The organism is Caballeronia udeis (genome assembly GCF_001544555.2).
Lineage (GTDB): Bacteria > Pseudomonadota > Gammaproteobacteria > Burkholderiales > Burkholderiaceae > Caballeronia > Caballeronia udeis.
Window position 1 is genome coordinate 35,174 of sequence record NZ_FCOK02000008.1, and the last position, 26,937, is coordinate 62,110.

The following is a 26,937-nucleotide window of genomic DNA, read 5'->3' on the forward strand; positions in this document are numbered from 1 at the left end:
GATCGAAGAAGCGAATCATATTGCCGACGGAGTTTGAGTCATGTCTGTACAGGAATCTTCAAGGGCGAGGGGAGTCGACCGGGTCGTCTCCATCCTCAAGCAACTGCATAGCGTGCGGCGTCCAATGACCATGCGCGAGCTGATTGAAGCAACGGGGGCGCCGCGCTCCAGCATCTACGAACTCGTGACGATCCTGACCGAGGCCGGCTGGCTGGAAGCGGGGGCGGACGGTAGTGTGTTCTTCGGCCGCGAGATGCACTATTACGGGTCCGACTATGCGGTGCACAACGACCTGATCAGCCGGGCCCACGTGGTTATCCTGGGCCTTGTCCGAAGCCACGACGAGACTGCGCAGCTCTGCATGCTGGAGGGCAACAAGTACACCGTGGTGCTGTCGGAAAACAGTTCGCGCCCGTTCAACATCAGTTCGGATATAGGAGTGAAAGTCCCCATTCCCTGGACCGCATCCGGCCGCTTGCTGCTCGGACACTTGAGCGCGGACCAGATTCGCGCGTTGATTCCGGAAGAAGACTTCGTGCTCGATAACGGCAAGCGAATCGAAGTGCCGGAATTCCTGGGCGATGTCGAACGCGCCGCCGAACAGGGTTTTTTCTGCACGGAAGGTCTTTCCCACACGTTTCGATATTGCATGGCGGCGCCCGTGCGAGACAAGAACGGGCAAGCCGTCGCCGCGCTGTGTTTCATGACCAGCCGCGACACCGACCCGAACAAGCGCGCGGCCATGCTCGAGGATCTCATACGCTCGGCGAAGACTTTGTCGCAGCCTTACTACGGGACGAGTTTCAGCGCGGTGGGCTGATGATGGCAGGAGGCATGACCGCGCTGAAATTTCGATGCATCAAAACGTTCAGGCGCCCACGCTGGCCGCAATCTGCACGTCCTGCACCGCCACGCCGGTCAGGTCGGCCACCGTGATCTGGGAAGGGTTGGAATCGTCGCGGGCGCGCTGGCCGGCGTCCAGCAACGTACCGAGTTCAAGCAACTGCTCCGCTTGAATCAGCCCGGCCGATAACGCGTGCGAGATTTCGCCGTATTTGCTGCACTGGTCGATCGAGTCCACCACGATCACCCCGGCCCGCGCAATGATTGCCGGATCGAGTTCCTGCTTGCCGGCGCTGTCCGCGCCCACCGCTGTGATATGCGTGCCGTCGCGGATCCAGTCCGAGCGCAGCAGCGGCTCTCTTGATGGCGTTGTGGTGACAATCAGGTTTGCGTTGGCAGCAACGCCCTCAGCGGAGTCCATCGCCCGCACATTGAAGCCCCGTGCCGACATCTGCTTCACGAATAGTTCGCGGTTTTTGGTGCTCGGCCCCCATACGAATACGTCCCTGCAGCCGGTCACCGGTTGCAGGTATTCAAGCTGCAGCCGCGCTTGCTCGCCGCTGCCAATAATTCCGATCGCATGCACCTCGCGCGGCGCCAGCAATCGTGCTGCGAGTTGTCCCGCAAGCGCCGTACGCACGCAAGTGAGCCAGCCTTCATCCTGCAACAGGGCGACCGGTTCGCCCGTCGTGGCGGAAAAAAGCACCATCAAGCCGTTGTTGCTCGGCAAGCCCTGTTTCGGGTTGTCGTAGAAGCCGGTGGATACCTTGACCGCGAACGCCGCTGCGCCATCGACATAAGCCGACTTGACGCAACAATCGCCATTGGCCGCGTCGAACTGGAAGTTCTGGACTGGCGGCACCTGGACGGTCTTGCGGGAATAGGCGATGAAACCTTCTTCGATCATCCGCACCGCGCGTTCCATATTGAAGCGCGCGATGATCTCGTCTTTCGTCCAGATTTTCACTTAACTGCCTCGACGAATTTGTTCAGCATGATGTTGCGTCCGCACAGCACCACGGCCACGGCACGTCCATGATACCGGGGGGCCAGTTTCAGCATTGACGCCAGTGCAACGCCAGCCGCGCCTTCAACCATCCAGCGGTCGGTCTGCGCGAGCAGTTTCATTGCCGCCTTGATTTCTTCTTCCGTCACCAGGGCGGTATCGGTAATGACTTCCCTGGCGATATCGAAGGTCACCGAGTCCGGCTCCACGCCGCCCGCGGTACCGTCTGAAATTGTTTCGCTTTCCTCAACGTCGATGATTTTTCCCGCTTTGAGCGAGCTATACAGAGCGGTCGAGTTCGCAGGCCAGCATCCGATCACATCGGTTTGTGGACTCAGCGTCTTGACCGCCGTGCCAATGCCGGAAATCAGCCCGCCGCCGCCGACAGAGGCAAACACTGCCCCCAGATCCGTAATCTGTTCGTGCAGTTCCATGCCAATCGTGCCCTGGCCGGCTATGACGTCGAGATCGTTGTACGGTGAAACAAATGCCTTGCCCTTGAGTTTCGCTTGCCGCGCAGCTTCCAGTTCGACGGCCAGCGGTGTGTCGTTTAGCGTGACCACCTCGGCGCCCAGCGCGCGAATGGCGTCGAGTTTGAGCGCCGCTGCCGACGTGGACGCATAGACGGTGACCGGAACGCCGGCAAGCTTGCCCGCGAACGCGACTCCCAGGCCGTGGTTGCCGCTCGATACCGTGAGCACGCCGTTGCGGCGTGCGTCGGCATCGAGCAGGCGCAGCTTGTTGGTCGCGCCGCGGAACTTGAACGAGCCGGTGTGCTGCAGATGCTCGCACTTCAGGTAGACGTCGCACCCGGTCGCCTTCGACAACATGGGACTGAACGCAAGCGGCGTCACGCTCACCTGTGGTCGAATCGCACGATGCGCTTCCTCTATATGCTGAAACAGATCATTCATCAGTCGTAGCCCTCAGTTCTTTCAGGTAATTGAACACCGTGGCGCGGCCTATCGACAGCACCTTCGCGACGTAGTTGGCCGCGCTCTTGCCCTTGAACGCTCCTTCCTCATGCAAGGCTTCAATGAGCGTGCGCTTATGCTCGCGCGTCAGCATGGACAGCGTGAGCTTGCGTTCCTGCAGCCAGTGGTTGAGAAAGATATTCACGCGCTCCTGCCAGTCGTCCTGGAACAGCTTCTCGGGTTGCGGCTGCAGCGCGGTGCTTGAGAGGAGCAGGTCGAGCGCCTGTCTTGCCTGCTCCAGCGCGGCAATATGAAAATTGATGCACATGACGCCGATCGCCTGACCTGCGTCGCTGCGTACGACTATGCTGACCGAGCGGATCTTGCGGCCATCCCAGCCCAGTTTTTCATACGGGCCGATCACGCTTTCGTCCGGATCGAACTCGATGTCGTCGAGCGATGATTCGTCGCCCAACTCGCGCTTGGACTGATTGTTTGCCACGTGCACCACGGTTTGCGTGCCGAGGTCGTGTATGACGACTTCCGTGTACGGCGGAAACAACAGGACGATACCGTCGGCGATAGCCCTGTAGCGGGCGAGCAACTCGGCCGACGGTTGTGGTTCGTTGCGCTTGAGGGCTCGCTTGGGCCGCGCTTTCACGGCGAGTTCAGCAGGTTGTCCGGAGGCGATTTTCAAATTACGTGCTTTAGTCATTATTCAGTGTTGATTCGTGCGGAACAGTCGTGCGATGTTCCGCACGCGCGGCTTAGTCGACCGCAAGATCGACCGTAAAATATTTCTTCAACAGCTTCTGGTAAGTGCCGTTGCGCTTCAGTTCCAGAAACGCGCCGTTGAGCGCGTCGACCAGTTCCTTGTCACCCTTGCGCACACCGATACCCACGCCCGTGCCAATCACCTTTGCATCCTTGACCGACGGCCCCGCGAACGCGAAACCCTTGCCTGCGGGCTGATTCAGGAAGCCAAGGCTCGCGGCGGTCGCATCAACGAAGGTGGCATCCAGGCGTCCCGCGCTCAGGTCGGCATAGACCAGGTCCTGGGTTTGATAGCTGACCACGTCGACGCCTTTCGTGGCCCATGCCTGCTTCGCGTATTGCTCCTGAATCGACCCTTGCAGCACGCCCACCTTATGCGATGCCAGTGACTCCGGCGTGGGCTGCAATGTGCTGCCCGCGCGTGCCACCAGTTGCGCCGGAGTCCGGTAAAGCGGCTGGGTGAAATCGATCTGCTCGCTGCGTTTCGCGTTGATGTTCATCGCGGAGTCTATCGCGTCGAACTTACGTGCTTGCAGTGCGGGAATCAGGCCATCGAATGCATTCTCGACCCACACGCATTTCGCTTTCAACTGCGAGCAGAGGGCATTGCCTAGATCGATGTCGAAGCCTTGCAACTGGCCGTCCGCCGTCTTCGATTCGAACGGCGGGTAAGACGCTTCCACGCCGAAGCGGATGGTCGGAATCTCCTTCGCCTGGACCTGCACCGCCACCAACATGGATGCTGCCGCGCATAGCGTGACCGCGAGCATGGCACTTAATACATTTTGCCTCATGGCTATCCTCACTTCCGCGTTTTAAAAATTGAAAGGGCTAGGGAAAACGTGGCTGGCGCAAGGTGCCTGGCCCTCGCGTCCGGTGCGGCTAAAAATCGTTAAGCAGTTGACCGGTCTTGCGATGAGGCAAGGGGTTCTTGCCTGCGAGCAGGGCGACACGCTGGCCGGGGCGCACGAGCTTCATGTACTGCTGCACGATCAGCAAGCCGTCGACATCGCTGAATACCGGATGACGTGCGGCGCCCGGTGCGCCAAGCAGCGGAATGATCTCGGCGATGATCTCGCCGGTTTTCACCGTGTCGCCGGGGCGCTTTTTATAGGCGACGAGACCCCCGGCCGGTGCGGGTACGTGCGATACGCCTTCGAGCGGGAACACCATGACCTCGTGCTCGGCGAGCGGATCAGACAGGTCGTTGTTGTCCGGATCGAGGTCCACGAGGCCGCGCAATGCGAGGTATTGCAGGATGCCCTGGGCATCGGCCTGCGCAAAGGCGTCCGAGACGTCGGCTTGCCCGCGAAGTTCGACCGACGTGCAAAACGCGGCGTGGTCAGCGTCTATCGCCCCGGCTTGTTGAAGCACCGACCAGCATTGCGCAATGGCTTCGTCGAAGGGCGTTCCGCCTGCGCGGTCTTCAAGAAACACCGCCCTGATCCGCATGCGGCGAGCCAGCGCGACCGCTTGTGTGTGCTGGCTGCGATTGCTGTACAGATGCAGGATGCCGTCCGTGTCGCAATGCAGGTCCAGCACGATGTCGTGTTGCAACGCTTCGGTCAGCAGCGCCGCTTTCATGGCGGCGACGGGATCGAGCGGCGTCAGTTCTGCGGCCACATCGGCGAACAAAGCTTTCGCACTCTTGACGTCGTTATGGGCAATATCGCGTGTAGCCAGCGCTTTTTCCACACCGCCGGTGAGATCGGGAAAACGGCGATTGAAGTTTTCGCCGTTGTCGAGATTGAAGCGCCCGGTATGCGCGCCGAACACGCGCTGCCCCAAACCAATGGGGTTGGCGAACGGGCGCACGACGATCCGCCCGCGAATGCGGCCCGCGTTATCCAGCTTGACCAATGCGTCGAGCAGATGCTGGATTACCAGTAATCCGGGCAACTCATCCGCATGCAGACCCGCCTGGATATACGCGCTGAGCCCCGACCCAACGCCCTCGAAGGTGTGCTTGAACAGGCGATGCGACGCACCCGGCGAGAGGGCGGGCAACTCGGAATATTCGGTCGATAGCGTCACGTCGTTTACCGGAATGTACTTGTTAGTCTAAGATAGACTGTAAAATACAATCGGTCAAACGGAAAAATAACCGGCGTGGATGTTGGCGGGTTCAGCAGGAATGATCTGGTCCGCTGGTGTTTTTTTGCTCATCATTCGGGCTATCGTTGCAGGTAGCCGACTCACGGAGATTTCAATGAAGATCAAGGACTTTCTTGTCGAACGATGGATGGACCGGTACGAGCATGAAGCGCGCTATAACCTCGCTGAAACCTGCGTCGAATCGCTGACAGTGGCGCAATTGCTCGAGCTGACCGGCAAGCGCGAGAGCCTGCTCGACGAGCTGCTTCCCATGAAGCTGACCTATGGAGCGATCGAAGGGTCCGACCGGTTGCGGGCCAATATTGCGGCTTTATATGAGCGGCAGACACCGAAGAATATTGTCGTGACTCACGGCGCCATAGGCGGTAATGCGCTGGTGTACGAGACGCTTGTCGAGCCCGGTGACCGGGTGATCGCGGTGTTGCCAACGTACCAGCAGCATTACTCGATTCCCGAAAGTTATGGCGCCGACGTGCAGACCATGGCGCTGCGTGAAGAGAACGGTTTCCTGCCGGATCTAGACGAGCTTCGCAAGCTGGCGAATCAGAAGACGAAGCTCATCGCCATCAACAACCCGAACAACCCGACGGGCTCGCTGATGGATGACGCCTTTCTCAAGGAGGTAGTCGCCATCGCCCAATCGTGCGGCGCGTACCTGCTGTGTGACGAGGTTTACCGGGGCACGAATCAGGAAGGCTCAGGGTTCACCGCGTCTGTCGCGGATCTCTATGAGCGGGGCATCAGTACCGGCAGCATGTCGAAGACGTGGTCGCTGGCTGGCTTGCGGCTGGGGTGGATTGCAGGACCTACCGACCTGATTCGCGCGGTGTGTATTCATCGGGACTACAACACCATCAGCGTGGGGATGATCGACGATTATCTTGCGTCCATCGCGCTTGAGGCCAAGGACAAGATCCTTGCGCGTAACCATGCCATTACGCGGACCAACCTGGCGGTGCTCGACGACTGGATTGGCCGGGAACCGCTGGTGTCGTATGTGAAGCCCAAGGCCGCAACGGTCTGCCTGCTCAAGGTTGATGTCGATATGTCATCGACCGAATTTTGCACCGCGCTGATCGAGGCGACCGGCGTGATGTTCACGCCGGGCAGCGCGTTCGAAATGGAAGGGTATATCCGCGTCGGTTTCGCGAATCCGCTCGATGTCCTTCAGGAGGGACTAGTCAAGGTCTCCGGTTTCCTGGAAGGCATCGAGCGCCGATAGAGCCAAGCCCCTGCCGTCCGCTCGGCCGGGTTCCTGGACTTCTTCCGGATCCCGACCAGCGCCATGAACTGGCTGGAATGCCGGGTTGGGCATGCCCATCAGAGGCGATACCGGAGCCGCTGATCTGGTGTGCTTCAATGCTCTATATGCAGTGCTGATCAATTCCATTTCGAGGGATAGAGTCATCCGATCATGGGCCCAGCCTCAAAACGGCAGCTGGACCCGACCGCTTTCGCTGTCAGCGAACTCCCGTCTTACTGCGAAATAACCCCTCGCGTACGCGGCAGCGTTCGAGGCCCTCGAACTCCTCCAAAGCCTTGCCACTCAAGAGCAGCATCCGTCATAAAGCAATTCGAATTTTCGTCGTCATGCCTTACCCGGTCATCTCCAATGTTGATGAAGCCAGATAATGTAAGCGTAATATAAATGTTGGCTAAGTGAAGCATCGGCAGAATTGACGCGGCTCTTTGGTTGTTTCCACCACGAAGCACCGGCGTTGGCACGCCATGCCGCCGGTTGGCAAGCAGCGTTGGCCTGGATTCTGTACGATTCCAGTCAATCGATGATTAGCTGTTGCGACGACGCTCCAGTGGAGGGTGCGCCTCTATCGAATCATTGGCTGCGTGAACCTGGGCGCTTCGTCTTCGTCATAGCCGGGACCACATTGCTGAGATTGTGCGTGGACAAGATCATCGTTTTCATACTTCCTGTTTTTGTTGTCCTGATCGGCGCCGAGTTTGCTTACGGCTGGTTCAGGCAACGTAATACCTATCGGCTGAGTGATGCGTTGAGCAGTCTCAGCCAGGGGCTGATAAGCCAGTTGCTGGCGTTGGTCACGCAGCTCTTTCAGATTGGTTTGTATGCCATTGTGTTCAATGCACTGACGTCCACTCCCAACGTCAAGTTCTGGGACACCTGGTACGGCTGGCTGATCGCCATTGTCCTGTTCGATTTCTTCGACTATTGGCTGCATCGCGCGGGGCATGAGTGCGCTGTCATGTGGGCTGCCCATGTCGTCCATCATCAAAGCCAGCACTTCAATTTCTCGACCGCGTTGCGGCAAGAAAGCACCGTCGTGCTCATTGGCTGGATCTTCTACCTGCCCATAGCGGTGATAGGCGTGCCGCCGGAGCAGTTTGGTCTTGCCGGACTCATCGTCCTCTTGTATCAGTTCTGGATTCACACTGAACACGTCGGCAAACTCGGCTGGTTCGATCGCGTGTTTTCTTCGCCTTCCAACCATCGTGTGCATCATGCGGTCAACGACCAGTACATCAACAAGAATTACGGCGGCATGTTTGTGATCTGGGACAGGATGTTCGGGACTTTCGCGGAGGAAGGGGAGCCCTGCGTCTATGGAACGAGGACGCCCCTGCGGAGTTGGGATCCTGGTTGGGCAATCTTTGCGGAATACTGGTCGCTCGTGCAGGCAACGCGGCAAGCGAGGGGGGCAGACAAGTGGCGTATCTGGCTCAAGCCTCCGGGCTGGCGGCCGTCCGACTCCAGTGTCGACCTGCCTGGGGACATTCAGGCGAAGTCCTCTGCTCCAGCGTTCGACCTGGACGCGGCGAGCCGGTTGTATGGAGAGTCGCTTGCCAGCGGCGCTGCGATATTTGCCGTCGTGCAATTTGCCCTGATGATGGGAGCAACGGCCATTTATCTGTGGTACGCGGAAGAACTTTCATATTCGACAGAGCTGGGGCTGACCGCCATTGTCGTCGCCGGGCTCTGGGCTTTAGGCGCTTACTTGCAACGCCGTGTGAGCGTCATCCCGGTCATTCTGGTCGACCTTGCGGGCGTAGCGGCCGCGGTCCTGATGTTCAGGGCCTGACCGTCATTTCCGAAGCCGATCGGGTTTCTCCACAGTCGGCCGCTTCCGCGAGAATCCAGTCACGGAACAATTGCGTGGCGGGGGACATGTGCTTCGATTTCAGCCATGTCAGCCAGTAGCTGCCCGTTCTCACTTCCGAATGGAAAGGGCGAACGAGGAGTTCCGCCTGAAGCTCCCTGGCGAACATAAGCGGGGGAGCCAGCGCTATACCCGCGCCTTGTACCGCGGCTTCCACCATCAAGCGTGACGAATCAAAAACCGGACCGTTGACTGGCCATGGATCGAGTCCGGCTGCGTGAAACCAGCCGATCCATTCGTCGGTGCGATACGAACGAAGCAACGTCTCCTTCGCGAGGTCATGCGGCGCGGCAAGCCTTCGCGCAATATCGGGTGCGCAAAGCACGGTAAGCGGGGCATCAAGCAACATGACATTGTGCGTCGCAGGCCAGGCGCCGTCACCGAAGCGAATTGCAAAGTCCAGTCCCTCTGCCGCCAGGTCGACCAGATTGTTATGGGTCATCAGCCGCAACTCCACAAAGGGGTGCGTCTGCCGAAACGACTTGAGCCGTGGCAGCAACCAGCCGACTGCAAAAGTCCCGACAACGCCGATCGTCAGCACTTCGTGAAAACGTCCGCCCTCGAATTGCTTCAGCACGCCCTCGATGCGCCCGAATGCATCGGTCAATACCGGAAGCAACGCGCGGCTTTCATCGGTCATGCCCAGTCCGCGTGGCAAGCGTTTGAACAAGGTAGTGCCGAGCCGTTCTTCGAGCATCCGAACCTGCTGGCTGACGGCAGCCTGCGTCACATTGAGTTCCAGTGCGGCGCGCGTGAAGCTCAGGTGCCGTGCCGATGCTTCGAAAGCGCGCAGGGCGTTCAGTGGAAGATGAGGCCGGATGGAGTTCATGACATAAGTTTTTCTTTACCCAGACAGAAATTATGCTCGCTTGCGGACAAGGCGAAAAGCGACGATATTTTCGTCGCTGCCCGGTGCTTGAGTCCCTCGGGCTATCAGCCGTAAGCGCCTGGCCGATAGCCGGAATTTTTGACAGAAGGAACAATCGTGAAGACATGTCTTTCCATTCCCATCATTCTGGGGGCCTTGCTTTCGATGCAATCTGCTTTCGCCGCCGACGCGGCGCCCGCAGCAAAAGAGACGCGAGTTCTGGAAAGAGTCGTTGTAAACGGGACCAATCGGGAGATGGGCATGGGGGTGTCCGAGTTTCCGCCTGATGCCGCGAAACCCCGTCACATGGCGACCGGACCCGAGGTCTGCTATGTGATGAAGGGCGAGATAATCTTGCAGGTGGATGGGCAACCGGTCCAGGACATCCATGCGGGTGGGAGTTTTCAGATTGCGGCCAATGCAATTCACGTCACCAAGGCTGGGCCTGATGGCGCGACCGTCATCGCAACCTGGATATCCACACCCGGGAAACCGTTCAACGTACCTTCTCCGAATTTGCCGAATTTGCCGAATTTGCCGAATGTCCCGAAGTAATCGGAAACCGCGCGCTCTGTCTTGCGTCAAACGCCGCAGGCTCGATTGAGAGTCAGCCGGGAAAGCACAAGGCGCTTGTTTCGCTTGATCTGTGCCAGTCACCAAAACACCTTCTCACCTCATATTCAGCTTGCTTGCCTACGGAGATTTCATGCGTCCCGGTTTTTCAAGAAGTTACTGATTTCCACCTTGGTGTCTTCATGTTTTCTCGCGTCCAGCGCATATTCACAAAGCGCAAAAAAACAGCAGGAAATCTCCGCCGTAATTGACCGCGCAATACGTCCGGTGATGCAGGAATACAAAATTCCAGGTATGGCGGTGGCGGTAACCATCAACGGAGAGAGTTATTTTTTCAACTATGGCGTGGCGTCACTCGAAACACGGCGGCCGATTACAAACGAAACTCTCTTTGAGATGGGATCGGATAGCAAGACATTTACGGCAACACTGGCCTCGTATGCGCAGGTCAATGGCAAGCTTTCGTTGTCCGACAACGCCAGCAAATATTTGCCATCCCTGCGCGGCAGCAGCTTTGACAACATCAGTCTGCTCAATCTGGGCACGCACACGGCCGGTGGTCTCCCGTTGCAAGTGCCTGACGGTATTCACAATACGGATCAGTTGATGGGATACTTCCGGCACTGGCAACCCACTTATGCCGCGAGCACATACAGAGCGTACTCGAACCCGAGTATCGGCATGCTCGGCATGATCGCTGCCCGAAGCATGAATGAGTCTTTTGACGACGCGATTGAAAAGACGTTGTTCCCCATGCTTGGAATGACGCACAGCTATATCAACGTGCCGCCGGATCAGATGAAGGATTACGCCCAGGGCTACACCAAGCAGGGCGCGCCGATCAGGCTGAACGCCGGGGTTCTCTCCTCGGAAGCGTATGGGGTGAAATCGAACACGGCCGACATGGTCAGGTTTATTGCAGCCAACATGCAGATGATCAAGATTGACAGCAAGTTGCAACGCGCGATTGACAACACCCACGCCGGATATTTCAGGTCAGGCGAAATAACGCAGGACCTCATATGGGAGCAATACCCCTATCCCGTGGAACTGAAGCAGGTTTTGGAAGGCAATTCGGACAGGATGATTTTGCAGGCCACGAAAGCAACCGAGTTAATCCCTCCGCTCCAGCCGCAACCCAATTCGCTGATCGACAAAACCGGATCGACCAATGGGTTTTCATCCTACCTCGCGTTTGTTCCCGCTCAAAAATTGGGCATCGTCATACTTGCAAATAAAAGTTATCCCATCGCTCAAAGGGTGACCGCTGCATATCAGATATTGACCCAACTTGGCAGTCAGTCCAGTCCACGGAACTGACCGTTTTTTGCGTAGCTTCGCCAAAGACGTATTGACAGGTGCATGGAAGACCAGAAGGTGCGCACGAGGTGCTGCGAAACGAGCCTTTTATTCGCTATGAGCGCTCTGTGCTGGGCGGTCAGTTGGCCGATCGCTACCTGCGCGACCATCAGATTCATCCGCATCAGCGGCTCGAGATCGACGGCTTGCTGGCGATCGCCGCACTGGTCGATCAGGGCATAGGTGTATTGCTGTTGCCGGACTGGGTGTCGCTCTGGTCGAGTGGCATGTCGCTGGCGCGGCTGCCGTTGCCGGGCCGGACGCCAGTGCGCCCGGCCCGTGTCCAAAGGTACGGCACGGGGCAGCTAGCCCTTGGGGGTCGTGCCGTGAATTCTGGCTGCGTGCAGGAAACTTGCCATAGCAATCTCGACCGATGCAAATCGGGACGCAACGGGTGGTTCGCCCTTTCCTTACAGAACAGATCGTAAGTCGCCAACAAACCTGGAGCGGTAATCCGTAATCCGCGAGGCGCCGGCACTCCAATTTCCCGGAAAATATCTATTGTCTGCAGGTTGCCCGAGCGCCGCCGTTTAACGTGCCAGTAGAATATGAAACAATCCAGGCGCGGCATCGGATTCAGTAAATACCTTATAAGATTTTTTCCGATACTCGGGGCGACATGCGACTGGCTGACTTCATCTTACGTGACATGGAAACAATCCTGGGGCAATGGGAGGGGTTCGCGCTTACCTTGCTGCCTGCCCCGGCAGACATGAAGTCGCTGGCATTGCGTGATCATGCGCGGCAGATCCTGGAGGCCGTGGCAAAGGACTTGTCGACATCCCAGACCAAGGAGGCCCAACTCGAAAAATCAATGGGGCGAGCCCCCAGATTGATCGGAGCCCCGGAGACAGCCGCGCAAACGCGCGCCGTTTTGCGGGCGCGAGGGGGTTTCGACATCAACCAGCTAGCCGCCGAGTACCGTGCGCTGCGTGCCAGCGTTCTTCGCCTGTGGATAGATGAGTGCCAGCCTGAGGCTCCTCATGCGGATGACGTGATCCGGTTTAACGAGGCCATTGACCAGGCGCTCGCCGAATCGATCAGCTTTTTCAGTGTCCAGGTGGACCAGGCTCGTAACCTCTTGCTTGGGATGCTTGGGCACGACATGCGCAGTCCGCTCCAGACCATCCAGATGACAGCGGTGTATCTGGCGAACCTGAATGCCGGGGACAAAGTATCCGGAGCCGCTTCTCGCTTGATCAGGAGCGGCGGTCGCATGCAGGCGCTCCTGGGCGATATGCTTGACTTCAATCGAACGAACCTGGGCCTGGGGATCAATATTGCACCCACCGATGTCGTTCTCGCGAATCTGCTAGCCGATGAACTGGACCAGTTGCGAGCAGCGCATCCGGAACGCCGGGTGGAACTGGAGGTGGCGGGTGACTCCCAAGGTGTTTGGGACGGCCGACGTTTGCAACAGTTACTCGGTAACCTGGTGACGAATGCAATCAAGTACGGAGCATCTGACGCTCCGGTCCGCGTGGTGATGACTTGCGGGGAGACGGACGTCAGCTTCGAGGTCAGGAACCAGGGGCCTGCTATTGATGGGTCGAGTCTGGACCGGATCTTTGATCCTCTCCAGCGTGGGCTGAATCAGGTAAAAACCTACGATACCGACGGCAACCTGGGACTTGGGCTGTACATTGCGCGTGAAATTGCCAAGGCCCATGGGGGTGAGATCGCAGCGAGGTCCGACGAAACAGAAACCGTGTTCGCCGTGCGTCTGCCACGCCGCAAATAGCGCGATATTGTTATCGCCGTGGACCTTGTCGAAGATGTTTTGCGGGGGGCTTCGTCAATGACGGAAACTCATCACCAGGGCGGCCAACTTGTTCGGTGGCTGCCCTTTCTGGCTATAGCCGTCAAACGAGTGATCAACGAGGTGTTTGTGCACGTCGCCGTCATCGTCCAACGCTGTAAAGGCCACAATTACCGTTTCGCTGGTACGTGAATCCTGCCGCAAAGCGAAGGTGGCCTCGTAGCCGTTGCATTCGGGCATGGAGATATCCATGAGGATGACGTGGGGTGCCCAGTGTGTTCCGATCGCGATGGCTTCCAGTCCACCGAAAGCGACCCGGCATTCCATGCTCTCGAACGACAAATAGCTTGCCATTGCTGCGGCGGCATTCTGGTTGTCGTCGACCACTAAAACGCGCAACGGCATTCCGGCGAGGTCGAAGCTGCGCCTGATCCATGGATAAGATGCAATTTTGATGGCATTTGAATGCATATGTTCTCCGGGGTAGAGAGCATGACGCATCATGCATGCCGCGTCGCATTTTTGTTGGACCACCTCCCTCGGTGCAACACGCCGACACGGTTCAAAGAGATCAATACTCGCGCCATTTCAGCCGAACCCTGGTGATTTCATCTAGTCCGGGTTGATCTGGTGGGGCGGTCGACCTGAATCGGTCATGGTTGCCTTGACCGACTTCTACCGTAGTGATGGCTCGTCGGTCAGGGGCTGGGATTGAGCGTCGCGCATTGATCATGCCGCGGTGGCATAACGGACGCCAGGTTTAACGGACAGGTGCATAATCGGGCCGCAGTCAGCCAGTCTTTGCTTTCAAATGGTAATGTTTGATCGCTAACTTCGTTTTTTGCTCCGCGTTACCCGACCAGAGCCGGCGAATCAAAGACGACTGCACTTCGTCACGGAGCAACGGTGACAACCATCGCCACAGCAGACGAAGAATCCACGCCATCGTTCACGGTAGTGGGAATTGGCGCTTCCGCAGGCGGACTCGAGGCGATCTCGGAGTTACTCGCAGGAATTGCGCCTTCCAGCGGCATGGCCTTCCTGGTCGTCCAGCATCTGGCGCCGTTCCGGCCCAGCCTGCTTCCGGCGATTCTGTCGAAGCGTACTTCGATGGCAGTCATCGAAGCCATCGACGGTATGGTCATCGAAATCGACCATGTCTATGTGATCCCGCCCAACACGAGCATGTCGATCGCACAGCGCTGTATCAGGCTGCAGCCGCGAGGAGAAACTCTTGGGCCGCCGATGCCGATCGACGACCTGTTCGATTCGCTCGCCAGCGATTTGGGCGTCGACGCGATCGGCGTGATTCTGTCCGGCAACGGCTCGGACGGTGCGCTTGGCCTCCAGGCCATCCAAGGCGAAGGCGGCATCACCTTTGCGCAGGACACGGTGTCGGCTCGCCACAGCAGCATGCCGCGCGCGGCAATCAGCCTCGGTTGCGTCGACAGCGTGCTGGCGCCACGTGACATCGCCAGCGAGATCGCCCGCATTGGAAGCTACCCTAAGCGCGCGCTGGATCAACTCGAATTGATGGGATCCGCTACGGATCCTGGTGACCGGAGCCTACGCCCCCTGTTTCGCCTGCTACGCCGCGCCTGCAACATCGACTTTACCTACTACAAGCGTGGCACTATCCAACGCAGATTGTCGCGCCGCATGGCGTTACGCGAAATGACCTCGGTCGTCGACTATGTTGCCCTGCTCGGTTCCGATGCAGCGGAAACGCTGGCATTAGGCCGGGACCTGCTGATTCGCGTGACCGAGTTCTTCCGGGATCCAGAAACGTTCGACGCACTCACCCGGACTGTCTTCCCGCGGTTGATCGGTGAGCAGGACACGCCCGCACCCATCAGGATCTGGGTGCCCGGCTGCGCGAGCGGCGAGGAGGTGTACTCGATCGCCATCTGCCTCCTGGAGTATCTGGACGAGCGTGTCTCCAGCACGCAGATCCAGTTCTTCGGCACGGATGTCAGCGCCGATGCGCTGGAAACGGCGCGCGCCGGCCGCTACATCGAAAACATTGCACGCAACGTCTCGCCCGCGCGGCTCGAACGGTTCTTCGTGCGAGATGGCGATCACTACTGCATCAACAAGTCGGTCAGGAGCCTCTGCACGTTCGCGCGCCACAACGTCGCGACCGATCCGCCGTTTTCGAGGATCGACCTGATCAGTTGCCGCAATCTGCTGATCTACCTGGACCCGATGCTCCAGCGAAGCGTCATGCCGCTGTTTCACTATGCGTTGGCTCCCGACGGTGTGCTCATGCTGGGGCCGTCAGAATCGGTGGGTACATCCTCCGAGCTATTCAGCGTGATTCCTAGTGTGTCGAGCAAGCTCTTTGGCAAGAAGCCCCGTCCTGGACGTCCCCGGATGGGCCTGCCCGCGTCAACGGTCACACCGCAAACATTTATCTCCGCCAGACCTGCGCCCGGTGGTCGCGAGACTCCGACGCGTGCCGAACTGCTACGGCGAGAAATCGACCGCATGACCTTAGCCCGGTACACACCACCAAGCGTCCTGTGCGACGAGGAGTTGAATGTCCTCGAGTTTCGCGGCGACACTTCCGCGTATCTGGTCAATCCCAGCGGACCGCCGAGCAGCAGTCTCAAGCGACTGGCGCGACCGGAAGTTTTTCTGGCCATTGACGAGGCAGTCAGGCAGGCGCGTCGCGAGGCGACGGTCATCCGTAGAGCAAGCCTGCGGTTAAGCACCACTGGCGACGCTAAAAACGCTGCGCTCGAGGTGCATCCGGTACAGGTCGCCGACCTGCCGGGGCGGTGGTATCTGATCTTCTTCGAAGCGCCGGGAGGTGGCCTCAACTCACTGCCTCAGGCGAGGCGCGAATCCCTGACAAGCTTCGTCGTGCACGCTTTACGGCGAGGCAAAGGACGACCGGGCCACGGGGCTCCCGGTGATAGGGACCTTGAAATCGCGCGACTCGACGCCGAGCTCGAGGGTAGCCATCGTCATTTACTGGCGGTGCTCGAAGAACATGAGCGAGCACGGGAAGACCTGAGGGCAAGCGAGGAAGAACTGCTGTCGAGCAACGAGGAATTCCAGAGCACCAACGAGGAACTCGAGACCGCCAAGGAAGAGCTGCAGTCTGTCAACGAAGAGTTGACGACAACCAATGACGAGCTGCGTTATCGCAACCATGAACTCAAGACCGCCAACGACGAAGTCGCTCGCGCGCGCGACTTCTCGCAGGCGATCGTCGAGACCATGTCCGAACCTCTGCTCGTGCTCGAGGCTGATCTCAAGATCACCCTGGCTAACCGCGCGTTTTATCAAACCTTCCAGACATCGCCCGACATAACCATCGGCACAAAGCTGTATGCCCTGGGCAACGAGCAGTGGAATATTCCCGCACTGCGGGAGCTGCTCGAGGAGCTTTTGCCGCAGAGGACCAGTGTTCGGGACTATCAGATCACTCATGAATTCCCGGGCATCGGGCTACGAACGATGCAATTGAGCGCGATGCGCATCGCGTGGCCGGCCCAGGCGCTCATCCTGCTGACCATCGCCGATGTGACGCAGCAGCATCAGGCATTCGGCCGTTTGCAATCAGCGGATCAACAAAAAGACGAATTCCTCGCGATGCTCGCGCATGAGTTGCGCAATCCCCTCGCAGCCATTCGCAACGGTTTGCAGGTCTGGGAACGGGAGGGCGCTGACAAGGAAACACAAAAGATTGCACGCGTGGGAGCACAACGGCAACTCGATCACGAGATCCGTCTGGTCGAGGATCTGCTGGATGTGTCGCGAATCACGCGCGGCATCATTGTTCTTAAGAGCGAGCCGATCGACCTGGTCGAGACAGTGCGTCGTGCGATCGAGGCAATGCGCCCGGAATTCGAGGACTGCCAACACGAAGTCACGCTCGCATTCCCGATGGGCGTGCTGCCGATCGACGGGGATGCGATGCGGATCGAACAGATCGTCACCAACCTGTTGGGTAACGCAATCAAATACACGCCGCCGGGCGGTCATATCCGGATCTCGATCGAAAGGCATCTCGATGATGCGCTGCTCACCGTGGTCGACAGCGGCATTGGCATGACGGCGGAACTCATCCCGACGATCTTCGATATCTTTGTCCAGGCCGAGCGCTCGCTGGATCGCAAGGCTGCGGGCCTCGGTCTTGGCCTGGCGCTGGTGCATCGCCTGGTCGGATTGCATGGCGGCACCGTACGTGCGTATAGCGAAGGACTTAACCGGGGTAGCAAATTCGTGGTTCGCCTGCCGGCCATGTCGCGCGGTACTGCGGCTGAAGAGCCGGACCATGTGGCGATCCATTCTGCGCCGTCGCTTGGCGCCATGCGCATTCTTGTTGTGGATGACAACGTCGATGCGCTGGAAAGCAGCGCGGCGCTGCTGCGGATCGACGGGCACGATGTGCAGACTGCGCGCGATGGCCCAGCCGCGCTTCTCTGTGTCGAACAATTCAGCCCTGAAGTCGTGTTACTCGATATCGGTCTGCCTGGGATGGACGGCTACGAGGTCGCTCGCCGTATACGCGTGATGCCTGATCAGCACGATACCTTGCTGATTGCCCATAGCGGGTACTGTGAAGAGGTGCATCTCCAGCGAGCCACACAAGCGGGTTTCGATCACCACCTGATCAAGCCGGCCGACCTTAGCCAGCTGAGTGCATTGGTTGCATTGTGTCGCGAGAGACGCGTCCGTTAATCGCCCACTCAATCGGCCCATTCAATCGGCCCATTCTCCTCACACCGTCACAGAGCCCTTAAGGAGCAATATTTACATGCCGGCTCCATTTTCGGTGCCAAATGCGGCGAATTTCCCTCAATTTTTACGATGCATCGCCAGCGTCGATCAATATATTTGTTCTGATGTAAAACGTTTGCGTCCTTTTGCGATTTTGCAGCGGCGACCATACTCACTCCTCGTACTTACACGCCTAAAGGGCTAGTGCTGTCGCATCGAACCGCCATCGCGGATGTCGTGAATTCTTGCGCAGAAGGGGAATGAACGATGAATCACGATGTCAGGAAGCTGTTGTACGTGTCCCGTAGCGCCTCCGTGCCTTCGCGCGCCCGCTTCGAGAAGGAAAAGTGGGACATCGAAATAGTGCGACCCCACCTCGCTGCGAAAAGGATGCTTAGTTCCTTCCCTGCATCAGCAGGTGTCGTGGATTTTTCGACATGTCAGCTACCTGAGGATATCGCGTCTCTGGTCGATTTGTTATCGCACTCGCGGATTGCCTGGGTCGCGCTCGTCAGTCCGGGCCAAATCGAAGACGAAGTGGTGAAGCGGCTCATCCGCGATTGCTGCTTCGACTTTATAACGCTGCCCATTCCGGACGACCGGATCGTCGGCGCCGTCGGCCACGCCTACGGCATGGTCGCGCTGCGCGAAATGGCATCGAACGACGGCGGTCCCGAAGGCGAAATGGTCGGCTCATGCGACGCCATGCTCGCGCTCGCAATCTCGATCGGCAAAGTGGCAATGAACGATGCTCCCGTATTCATCTCGGGGGAGTCCGGCACGGGCAAGGAACTGACTGCGGTTGCGATCCATGCACGCTCTGTGCGACGCGATCAGCCATTTGTCGCGATCAATTGCGGCGCAATTCCGGCCTATCTGCTGCAGTCGGAACTCTTCGGTTACGAACGTGGTGCATTCACGGGCGCAGATCAACGCAAGATCGGTCGTGTGGAAGCCGCGAACGGCGGCACGCTGTTCCTCGATGAAATCGGCGACTTGCCGCTGGAAAGCCAGGCGAGCCTGCTGCGCTTTCTGCAGGAACGCAAGATCGAACGCCTGGGTGGTCTCGCTTCGACTCCGGTCGACGTGCGCATCATCTGCGCGACGCACATCGACATGGAGGCCGCGATGGCAGAAGGCCGGTTCCGTGCCGACCTGTATCACCGCCTGTGCGTGCTGCGAATCGATGAACCGCCGCTCCGTGAGCGCAGAGCCGACATTGAATTGCTCGCGAAGCATATGTTCAACCGCTTCAAAAACGATGCAAGCGGACGTCTGCGCGGCTTCGCACCCGATGCGATTGCGGCGCTTTACAACTATGGCTGGCCCGGTAACGTTCGCGAGTTGATCAACCGTGTGCGGCGCGCGATCGTGATGTCGGATGCGCGACAGATCAGCGCGCTTGATCTCGAGCTTGGTGAATACGCGGAGACCGCACCGGTGTCGCTGGCGCGGGCGCGAGAAGTGGGCGAGCGCCAAGCCATCGAATTCGCGTTGTTGCGCAACCGGGGCCGTCTCGCAGATGCCGCGCAGGACCTCGGGATCTCGCGGGTCACGCTGTATCGGCTGTTGAGTACCTATGGCATGCGGCCACCGGCGATAGACTCGCAAGATGCCGTTGTGAACCTTCTGGCGGAGTAAGCCTGTCGTTCAGCCCGAATGGACTTCGCGACGGGTCTGCAGAGAATGTCTCAAACGTCCGCTTTCGAGCGGACCGAGTGACCGATGAGGGGTGGCGGTTAAAGCGTTTGACGCTACCGAGTACGCGTTAGCGGCCCATGAAGTACTACCGATGTAGAGCGCTGGTGTAAGCACGTCAGGACAGCAGCACAAGCCCGCTTGGCAATCGACGCCGGCGGGCTTTCTGTTTTGCGGCTCCCCATGAACCCGCGACTAGCAGTCATTGCAGTTGCGGGTTTCTTTCTGTCGATGCGTTTTCATCGGTATGGAAGGGGCCAAAGACCAAGGAACCGACGGTTATGAAAACCCTTCTGATCGCAACGTAAAAGGGCGGTGTCGGCAAGTCGGCATTGCTCTGCCAGCTCGCCCACTACCTGAACTTCGTCGTGCAGTGGCGCATGCCCGTGATCGACCTGGACGACCAGGCCAACAGCAGCCGGTCGCTCGAGAGAGCGCACAAGGCAAGCGCATTGGGCATCAGGGTGTCGAGCCTTTTCATGAACGACGCGCTTGATGTCGGTGGCGATCTCCCGGCTTTCTCGATGGTAAAAGCCGATGACGTGCTGCGGCGTCTGGTCGAACAGCCCGAGGAACTCACCCGGTATCACGCGAACCGTACGCTTCGAAGAACAGCACGTAAGCTGCTAACAAATTCGCGTCGTCATCGGCGATGAGCAGTCGCTTCGACATAGCAGTAGATATTCAGCCTCTCCGCATTGCCCCCTATCTGCAGCAATTTGAAGACCTAATAGAATCATTTGAGCGAGTTGCGGATACTATGGATTCGGCAAATACTTCATAAGACGTTTTCTTTTCGGGGTTAGACATGCGACTGGCCGACTTCATTCTGCGTGACATGGAAGCGATCCTGGGGCAGTGGGAGGCGTTCGCTCTCACCCTGTTACCGGCAGCCGCAAACATGAAATCGCTGGCGTTGCGGGACCATGCGCAACAAATCCTGGAGGCTGTAGCCAAGGACTTAACGACTTCCCAGACCAGGGAAGCGCAAAGCGAAAAGTCGATGGGCCGAGCCCCGCAACTGATCGGAGCCTCGGAGACCGCGGCACAAACGCATGCACTCTTGCGCGCGCGAAGCGGGTTCGAAATCAACCAACTGGCCGCTGAGTACCGCGCACTGCGTGCCAGCGTTCTTCGGTTGTGGATGGACGCCTGTCAGCCCGAGACGCCTCATCCGGGCGACATCATGCGATTCAACGAGGCGATCGACCAGGCACTTGCCGAATCGGTCAGCTTTTTCAGCGCTCAAGTAGACCAGGCTCGTAATCTCTTCCTTGGCATGCTAGGGCATGACATGCGCAGTCCGCTCCAGACCATCCAGATGACAGCGGTGTATTTGGCGGCGCTGAACGCTGGAGACAAGGTCTCGGGAGCTGCGTCCCGTTTGATCCACAGCGGCGCTCGCATGCAAGCGCTGCTGGACGATATGCTCGATTTCAATCGAACTAAGTTGGGACTGGGTATCAATATTTCTCCGACCAGCGTCGACCTGGCTGATCTGTTTGCCGATGAACTGAATCTGTTGCGAGCAGCGCATCCGGACCACCAGATCGATCTGGAAGTGGAGGGAGACTCTCAGGGTGTTTGGGATGGCCGACGTTTGCAGCAGTTACTCGGCAACCTGGTCCTGAATGCGATCAAGTACGGAGCGCCAGAGGCGCCAGTACGAGTGATAGTAACCGGCGAGGAGGAGGAAGTCCGTTTCGAGGTGAAGAATATCGGAGTCGCCATCGAGCGACAGACTCTGGATCAGATCTTTGATCCTCTCAGGAGAGGCCCGGATCAAGAGAACAAATACGACACGGATGGCAACTTGGGACTCGGGCTGTATATCGCGCGCGAGGTTGCCAAGGCCCATGGCGGCAACATCGAAGCGCGCTCCGACGAGGTCGAAACGGTGTTCGCTGTGCGCCTGCCGCGCGTTAAATAGTGCGGGATATCTTCGTCGCTAAATATCTCCACGGTTTTCGCGGTACCAGAAAAATCGCACAGGTAATTCGCTGGCGTAATCCCCTCATCAAAGCACCGGGCGTCTGATCGATGCCCTTGAATGTCTGCTACGGAGAAAGTTGGACTGCTGAAATAGGTCGACTTCTGTCCAAGGCGGACCGATCAATGGTGGCCCGCTCCGCCAGTCAACTTCGGACGGGGTTCGGCCAATAACAGCTGTCGATGCCAGCTCACGAATCCGAGCCAATCTACGGGTTGGAAGGCAGAATCACTTCTGCCCCACCGGAGCAATGAGCAGGCTGCCACATTCGTTCTGCGCTCGGACGTCCTGCTTTCCAGACAGGTCGTCGCCCGTCAAACTAACGTGTCGCATGGCGACCTGGTCATAGGTGCGCCATGTAGTCGTAGCGCTAGCTCGGCCGCGTTCCTTGGCTTCGTACATGGCTTCGTCTGCTTTCCTGACCAGGTCATCAGCGGTGTCGCCTTGCTCAAGCACGGCTACTCCAAGGCTGGCGCGCATCATGTACGGGTTGTTGCGTACCGTGATTGCCATGGCGAGTGCCCGTGCTATTTCCTCAGCGGTTTGGGTGGCTATTTCGCGCGCGTGCGTTGCCCCGACAATCACAAGAAATTCGTCACCGCCCAACCGGCCGACTGCACCACGAGTACCCACCGCGACCCGGACCCGGTCCGCAAGGATCACAAGGGCCTCGTCGCCCGCCTGATGTCCGTGCGTGTCGTTTAGTTGCTTGAAATCGTCCAGATCGACGAAGATCGCCGCCACTCTGCCGATTGCATCGGGTAACGAGACCGCCCGATGCAGCAGGTCCTTAATACGTCCCCGGTTAAATAAACCGGTGAGTCTGTCAGTTTCCGACAGGCGCCGCAGTTCTTCTTTGCCTTTTAGCAGCTTGGCGACCAGTGCCATTATCCACAATGAGAAGCCGATAAGGATGAACGAGATGACGAGGGCCATGACCACGTACACGCGGCGCATCTTGAAGTAGTCATCCAGCGCTTCGGCAACCGAGAGACCAGCAACGACCATCAGGTCATAACGGTCGATTGACCGGCTAGCGACGATTCGTTCGATATGGTCGACCGGGTCCACCACAGTACCGTCGTGCGTGTGTAGAACGGCGGCGTACCCGTCGGGTAGCGGCCCACCGGTGGTGCTGGGTGCCTCGCCTGCCCGGCGAGACAACGTAAAACCATGACGGGAAACGACTGCGATCAGGCCATGCTCGCCCAGTGCGGCGCTATTGTAGAAACCGTCGGTAAGGTAGGCCGGGTCCTCTGAGACAACAACAACGCCGCCGAACGTGCCGTCGGGCCGGTTGATGCGCCGCGTCGCCTGAACTGACCATTGCTTCGATACTCGCCCGATCACCGGTTTGCTGATGAATAGTCCCGCTCCGGGATTTAACCGATGCACAAGGAAGTGTTCGCGATCGCTAAGATCGACCACCCCGAAAAACTTGAGGGTCGAGGCCAGAACATGGCCGTCCGCGCCAACAACCGTCACCTGCAGCGCGGTGTCTGCGCTGATCAGCCCGCGCGTTTCGTACTGTGCGAGGTCGAACGTTTTTGGTGCGCTTTCATAGCCGTACTTGATCAGCAGCGCGATTTCGTCGACATCGTGAACAGTCTTCAGGGTGTGGTTTTGAAGCGAGCGCACCAGGGTCTGGGCCGCATCCTCCGTTTCGCGCAGCACCCCGACCTTCTCGATATGCAGTCTCACGGAGATCGTGATCCACAGCACACAAAGGACGATGAGAGTCAGTACGGGAATGAATATCAGTGCACGGGGCAGTGACTTGCCCCTCTCAAGACCCGGCAGAGTCGGCTCCATAATTCCCTCAAAATCCTTTTTTCTAGCTTCTAATTCTGTCCCACGCACGATTGACATCATGCCCTGAACAGAAGTCGATTTGTTCGCCTCCTCAACAAATCGTCACGCGCGGGCGTATTCGGCCCAAGGGGCGACATTGCGAATTTATCCGTCCTTTGCCCCTGTGGCAACGCGACGTTCTTCGCTCATTCGTCCCGCGTTGTTTGCCGTGGAGAAAGCCGAAGCAAGTAACCGTTTCATGAAGAGTGAACAGAAGTTGGGGGAGTGGATGCGAACGTGGTGAGCTTTCGACAAGTCACTTCCGGCAGAGGCGATGATGGATTCGCAATGGACCGCTGACTTGCCGCGAGTCGGCGCTCACGACGTTGTTTCCTCGTGAGCGTCCAACGGATCGCCGCGGGCGTCACCGTCGGCCGCCGCGTGGACACTCACGCCGTGGGACCGGCACGTCCCCGATTGAATATCCTAAGTAATGCCAACAGAATCACAGAGTCTTTCAGTTTCTTGACGAGCGAGTGGATGGCGGTACTACCCAGTGCTATCCGATTGCGCCTCAAGTCAACCCTGACGAAGGTGCTCACGTAGATGTTTGCAACCGCCGTCTTGAACCCACCGTCACTGACGATGCTCCCAGCCAGTGCAATTCACGTGAGACATGTCCATAGCGTCATCGTCAAAGACGATGCGTCGCTTGTCGAACGACGCAACAAAAGCGGGCAGGGCCCGCTTTTGTTGCCTTTACTTGGGCCAACCTGCGAAAACTTATTTCTTCTCGGTCGTCGCGGTCGTTCTGGCAACCGCATTTTTCGCTAACGCAGTCGAGGCGGAGGACGCAGCACTAACGTTGCTTTCCGCGATTTCCACCACTTGTTTTGCGGCCTTTTTGGCCGCGTCGTACGCGGAGTTTGCCGTGTCGCTGGCGGTTCCGATAGCGGACTTCCATGCGGACACGAGAGCCTCGCTGCCTGCCGGCGCGTTCTTCGCGAGACTGTCAACGAACGTCTGCACGTCGTGCTGCGACTGCTTGAAATGCCCCTCGCTGACCGCTGTGAATTCGCCTTGGGTACTGGTGACGATTTCGGAGACGTGGCGCCAGTACGACTGCAGTTTTTCTGCCGTCGGGGGTGTCTGCAGCGCGAAGAGACCCTGCGGGTCCTTGGCCGCCAAGGCCTTACCGACGACTTCCTGATTTTCGGCGAGCGTCGACTTGATCACTTGCACATTCAATTGGATTAGCTTTTCGAATCCTTCGAAAGCTTTGAACGTGAGACCAAACAGCGAGTCGTAAGCGGCTTTCTGCGTGGCAAACAATTGTTCCGGGGTAAAACTGCTCATCAGTAACTCCGTAGGAATAAATGTGGTCAAAAATGATCTTGTTGCGGCGCAGCGAAAGTCCCATTCTAAGGATAGGCGGGCGAGTGTCAATCATTTGTTTCCCTCGTTGACTGATATATCCGTGGATTAGCAGCAGTAGGAAGGTACAAATCAGTAACAACTGCCTTTTCACAAATAAAATCGCTAATTTGTTTAGTCATCTCATCGTGCGGTCATACCGGAAAATTGAGTACGACTGTGCGATTATGCCTGTGCGGTTCGAAGTGTCTGCCGAAGCTTCTTGCAGAACGGCACGTAGAAGATTAACCATCTCAGCAACGAGTGTGAACCTGCGAATATTTTCTTACTTGACACAAGTCACCCGCCCATTGATTATTCCCAATGAAAATAAGAAATGAATCGTTGCCAGGTGCATAACCGGCAATTAACCTGCTTTAACAACGTGTCACAAGAGAGTCATTGTGAATGCGTAGCATTAACTGACGCCGCAAAAAAGTCGGCGCTGAATAGTATCGATATAAACTGAGAGATGCAGTGCAAATGGGACGACATACTTATCCAATCGGGCACCTCGAGCGCAGTCACGAGGACAACGCCCTTCGGCGCGCTATCGGGGCGCGCCTCGACCGAGCCCTCCACAGGGCTGGCATGAGTTCGGCGAAGGCAGCGAAGCGACTGAGCGTCAGCGAGAACGACGTGCAGTACTGGCGACGCGGAATTACGGTTCCGCCTCTGCACGCTTTTACGCGCATGGCTGCCATCCTTGACGTCGACGTTCATTGGCTCTGCACGGGTCAAACTCAGATTACTCACGCTGCGGTCTTGTGAAAGCGAAAAGCAGAGCCGGGGCGGACGAAGAGGCGCAGCACGGTCGATGCGACCTTCGAATATTTCGTGATCGCCCTTATTGAATAGTTGGACAGGAGCGACTGGCCAAAGGCCATATTTATTCTTCTGACGTTTCAGGGAGCGAGGTGAGCCCGGCGTGCTTGAAGCATACCGCGCAGCTCGTGCGGTATTCATCTGCCCAACGGCCCACAGCTGAAAGCCGCTAGCGAAATCCCGGCAGCGTCGAAATTGCGCTCGACACGGGTTGCCGCTTAATGCAGATATAGAGGTTTCTTTGACCGCAGTAAGGATAGGGGAAGACATGCCCAAACGAATTGCGTACGTAACGGGTGGTATGGGCGGCATTGGAACGGCGATATCCCAGCGCCTTCATACCGATGGGCTGACCGTAGTGGCGGGCTGCGGGCCTAATTCACTCCGCCGCGAAAAATGGCTTGCCGAGCAGGCCGCGCTTGGTTTCACCTTCATCGCTTCCGAAGGCAACGTCGGTGATTGGGAATCGACTGCCACAGCGTTTGACAAGGTCAGGAAAGAGGTTGGTGAGATTGACGTGTTGGTGAATAACGCGGGTATCACGCGCGACGGCGTGTTTCGCAAGATGTCGAAGGAAAACTGGAACGACGTTATCGATACAAACCTGACGAGCCTCTTCAACGTAACCAAGCAGGTAGTTGAGGCAATGGTCGCCAAAGGCTGGGGGCGAATAATCAACATCTCGTCGGTGAATGGACAGAAGGGCCAGTTCGGGCAGACCAATTACTCGACCGCCAAGGCCGGTATTCATGGTTTCACCATGTCACTTGCTCAAGAAGTGGCGACAAAGGGTATCACCGTGAATACCGTCTCGCCGGGCTACATCGGCACCGATATGGTTCGAGCCGTCAAACCTGAGGTGTTGGAGACCATCGTCGCGAGTATCCCGGTGCGGCGTCTCGGGGAACCCTCTGAAATTGCGTCGATCGTTTCGTGGATCGCCGGTGACGAAGCCGGCTTCGCAACGGGCGCCGACTTCTCTCTTAACGGCGGCCTGCACATGGGATAACGCGGCGCTAAGGCGCCAGGCTCGAACACCGGTAACGGCGCCAGGGGGCGTAGCGTCGTCAGCCGAACCCCGCACCGCGTTCGGTTCGCGGCAACCTTCGCGGGCGAGTTCCAAGCTGTAGGGGTGGGCATGTAGATG

21 protein-coding genes and 1 pseudogene are annotated in these 26,937 nt (G+C 58.1%); 13 read left to right on the forward strand and 9 right to left on the reverse strand.

Annotated features, from left to right (window positions below):
- Nucleotides 1–40: 40 nt before the first annotated feature.
- Nucleotides 41–820, forward strand: coding sequence for an IclR family transcriptional regulator (locus AWB69_RS08210; protein WP_062084173.1), 780 nt, complete (start codon nt 41–43; stop codon nt 818–820).
- A gap of 48 nt (nt 821–868) precedes the next feature.
- Here AWB69_RS08210 and AWB69_RS08215 read toward each other — a convergent pair whose 3' ends face one another.
- The 5 genes from AWB69_RS08215 to AWB69_RS08235 all read right to left on the reverse strand — a co-directional run bounded on the left by AWB69_RS08215 (nt 869) and on the right by AWB69_RS08235 (nt 5,571).
- A complete protein-coding gene (locus AWB69_RS08215) occupies nt 869–1,810 on the reverse strand; it encodes an ornithine cyclodeaminase family protein (protein WP_062084175.1) in 942 nt (313 codons plus the stop codon).
- A complete protein-coding gene (locus AWB69_RS08220; RefSeq protein ID WP_062084177.1) occupies nt 1,807–2,763 on the reverse strand; it encodes a threonine/serine dehydratase in 957 nt (318 codons plus the stop codon). The genes AWB69_RS08215 and AWB69_RS08220 overlap by 4 nt, the downstream gene beginning before the upstream one ends.
- Nucleotides 2,756–3,460 (reverse strand): helix-turn-helix transcriptional regulator, encoded by a 705-nt coding sequence (locus AWB69_RS08225; protein WP_269447469.1) that lies wholly within the window; start codon nt 3,458–3,460, stop codon nt 2,756–2,758. The genes AWB69_RS08220 and AWB69_RS08225 overlap by 8 nt, the downstream gene beginning before the upstream one ends.
- Before the next feature lie 70 nt (nt 3,461–3,530).
- The gene (locus tag AWB69_RS08230; RefSeq protein WP_062084180.1) at nt 3,531–4,331 is read right to left on the reverse strand and encodes an ABC transporter substrate-binding protein; all 801 of its coding nucleotides are present in this window, start codon (nt 4,329–4,331) and stop codon (nt 3,531–3,533) included.
- An 88-nt stretch (nt 4,332–4,419) separates the two neighbouring features.
- On the reverse strand, nt 4,420–5,571 hold the full coding sequence (locus AWB69_RS08235) for a succinylglutamate desuccinylase/aspartoacylase family protein (protein WP_062084182.1): 1,152 nt from the start codon (nt 5,569–5,571) through the stop codon (nt 4,420–4,422).
- A 175-nt stretch (nt 5,572–5,746) separates the two neighbouring features.
- Between AWB69_RS08235 and AWB69_RS08240 the strand changes: the two genes are divergently transcribed.
- Both AWB69_RS08240 and AWB69_RS08245 read left to right on the forward strand, forming a co-directional pair.
- Nucleotides 5,747–6,874, forward strand: a complete 1,128-nt coding sequence (locus AWB69_RS08240) for an aminotransferase (protein WP_062084184.1) — start codon at nt 5,747–5,749, stop codon at nt 6,872–6,874.
- A gap of 679 nt (nt 6,875–7,553) precedes the next feature.
- Nucleotides 7,554–8,705: a sterol desaturase family protein gene (locus AWB69_RS08245; RefSeq protein ID WP_062084423.1), complete on the forward strand. Its 1,152-nt coding sequence runs from the start codon at nt 7,554–7,556 to the stop codon at nt 8,703–8,705.
- Here the strand turns inward: AWB69_RS08245 and AWB69_RS08250 are convergent.
- Entirely contained in the window at nt 8,695–9,612 is a 918-nt protein-coding gene (locus AWB69_RS08250; protein ID WP_062084186.1) for a LysR family transcriptional regulator, read from the reverse strand. The two genes, AWB69_RS08245 and AWB69_RS08250, sit on opposite strands and share 11 nt — an antisense overlap.
- Nucleotides 9,613–9,768: 156 nt before the next feature.
- Between AWB69_RS08250 and AWB69_RS08255 the strand changes: the two genes are divergently transcribed.
- From AWB69_RS08255 to AWB69_RS08270, 4 genes and pseudogenes are all read left to right on the forward strand, one after another.
- Nucleotides 9,769–10,206, forward strand: a complete 438-nt coding sequence (locus AWB69_RS08255; RefSeq protein WP_231937026.1) for a cupin domain-containing protein — start codon at nt 9,769–9,771, stop codon at nt 10,204–10,206.
- A 177-nt stretch (nt 10,207–10,383) separates the two neighbouring features.
- Entirely contained in the window at nt 10,384–11,544 is a 1,161-nt protein-coding gene (ampC, locus tag AWB69_RS08260; protein WP_062084427.1) for a class C beta-lactamase, read from the forward strand.
- Between the two features lie 59 nt (nt 11,545–11,603).
- Nucleotides 11,604–11,855 (forward strand): annotated as a pseudogene (locus AWB69_RS49230) (LysR substrate-binding domain-containing protein); the annotation flags it as partial.
- Between the two features lie 347 nt (nt 11,856–12,202).
- Complete coding sequence (locus AWB69_RS08270; RefSeq protein WP_062084191.1) at nt 12,203–13,324, forward strand: sensor histidine kinase; 1,122 nt, start codon at nt 12,203–12,205, stop codon at nt 13,322–13,324.
- 54 nt (nt 13,325–13,378) lie between these two features.
- Here the strand turns inward: AWB69_RS08270 and AWB69_RS08275 are convergent, their stop codons facing one another.
- Complete coding sequence (locus tag AWB69_RS08275) at nt 13,379–13,813, reverse strand: response regulator (RefSeq protein ID WP_062084193.1); 435 nt, start codon at nt 13,811–13,813, stop codon at nt 13,379–13,381.
- Between the two features lie 435 nt (nt 13,814–14,248).
- Here AWB69_RS08275 and AWB69_RS08280 point away from each other — a divergent pair, with 435 nt between their 5' ends.
- The 4 genes from AWB69_RS08280 to AWB69_RS08295 all read left to right on the forward strand — a co-directional run bounded on the left by AWB69_RS08280 (nt 14,249) and on the right by AWB69_RS08295 (nt 21,701).
- The gene (locus tag AWB69_RS08280; protein WP_062084196.1) at nt 14,249–18,034 is read left to right on the forward strand and encodes a chemotaxis protein CheB; all 3,786 of its coding nucleotides are present in this window, start codon (nt 14,249–14,251) and stop codon (nt 18,032–18,034) included.
- Nucleotides 18,035–18,340: 306 nt separating this feature from the next.
- Complete coding sequence (locus AWB69_RS08285; RefSeq protein WP_062084198.1) at nt 18,341–19,714, forward strand: sigma-54 dependent transcriptional regulator; 1,374 nt, start codon at nt 18,341–18,343, stop codon at nt 19,712–19,714.
- A gap of 389 nt (nt 19,715–20,103) precedes the next feature.
- A complete protein-coding gene (locus tag AWB69_RS08290; RefSeq protein ID WP_062084200.1) occupies nt 20,104–20,427 on the forward strand; it encodes a hypothetical protein in 324 nt (107 codons plus the stop codon).
- Between the two features lie 152 nt (nt 20,428–20,579).
- A complete protein-coding gene (locus tag AWB69_RS08295; protein ID WP_062084202.1) occupies nt 20,580–21,701 on the forward strand; it encodes a sensor histidine kinase in 1,122 nt (373 codons plus the stop codon).
- 288 nt (nt 21,702–21,989) lie between these two features.
- On the opposite strand, the gene AWB69_RS08300 is transcribed toward AWB69_RS08295, so the two are convergent.
- Nucleotides 21,990–23,633, reverse strand: a complete 1,644-nt coding sequence (locus AWB69_RS08300; RefSeq protein WP_231937028.1) for a sensor domain-containing diguanylate cyclase — start codon at nt 23,631–23,633, stop codon at nt 21,990–21,992.
- A gap of 702 nt (nt 23,634–24,335) precedes the next feature.
- On the reverse strand, nt 24,336–24,908 hold the full coding sequence (locus AWB69_RS08305) for a phasin family protein (RefSeq protein ID WP_062084204.1): 573 nt from the start codon (nt 24,906–24,908) through the stop codon (nt 24,336–24,338).
- Between the two features lie 540 nt (nt 24,909–25,448).
- Between AWB69_RS08305 and AWB69_RS50285 the strand changes: the two genes are divergently transcribed.
- Nucleotides 25,449–25,736, forward strand: coding sequence for a helix-turn-helix domain-containing protein (locus AWB69_RS50285; protein WP_062084206.1), 288 nt, complete (start codon nt 25,449–25,451; stop codon nt 25,734–25,736).
- 322 nt (nt 25,737–26,058) lie between these two features.
- Nucleotides 26,059–26,799: a 3-ketoacyl-ACP reductase gene (locus tag AWB69_RS08315; RefSeq protein WP_075643878.1), complete on the forward strand. Its 741-nt coding sequence runs from the start codon at nt 26,059–26,061 to the stop codon at nt 26,797–26,799.
- Nucleotides 26,800–26,937: the final 138 nt, after the last annotated feature.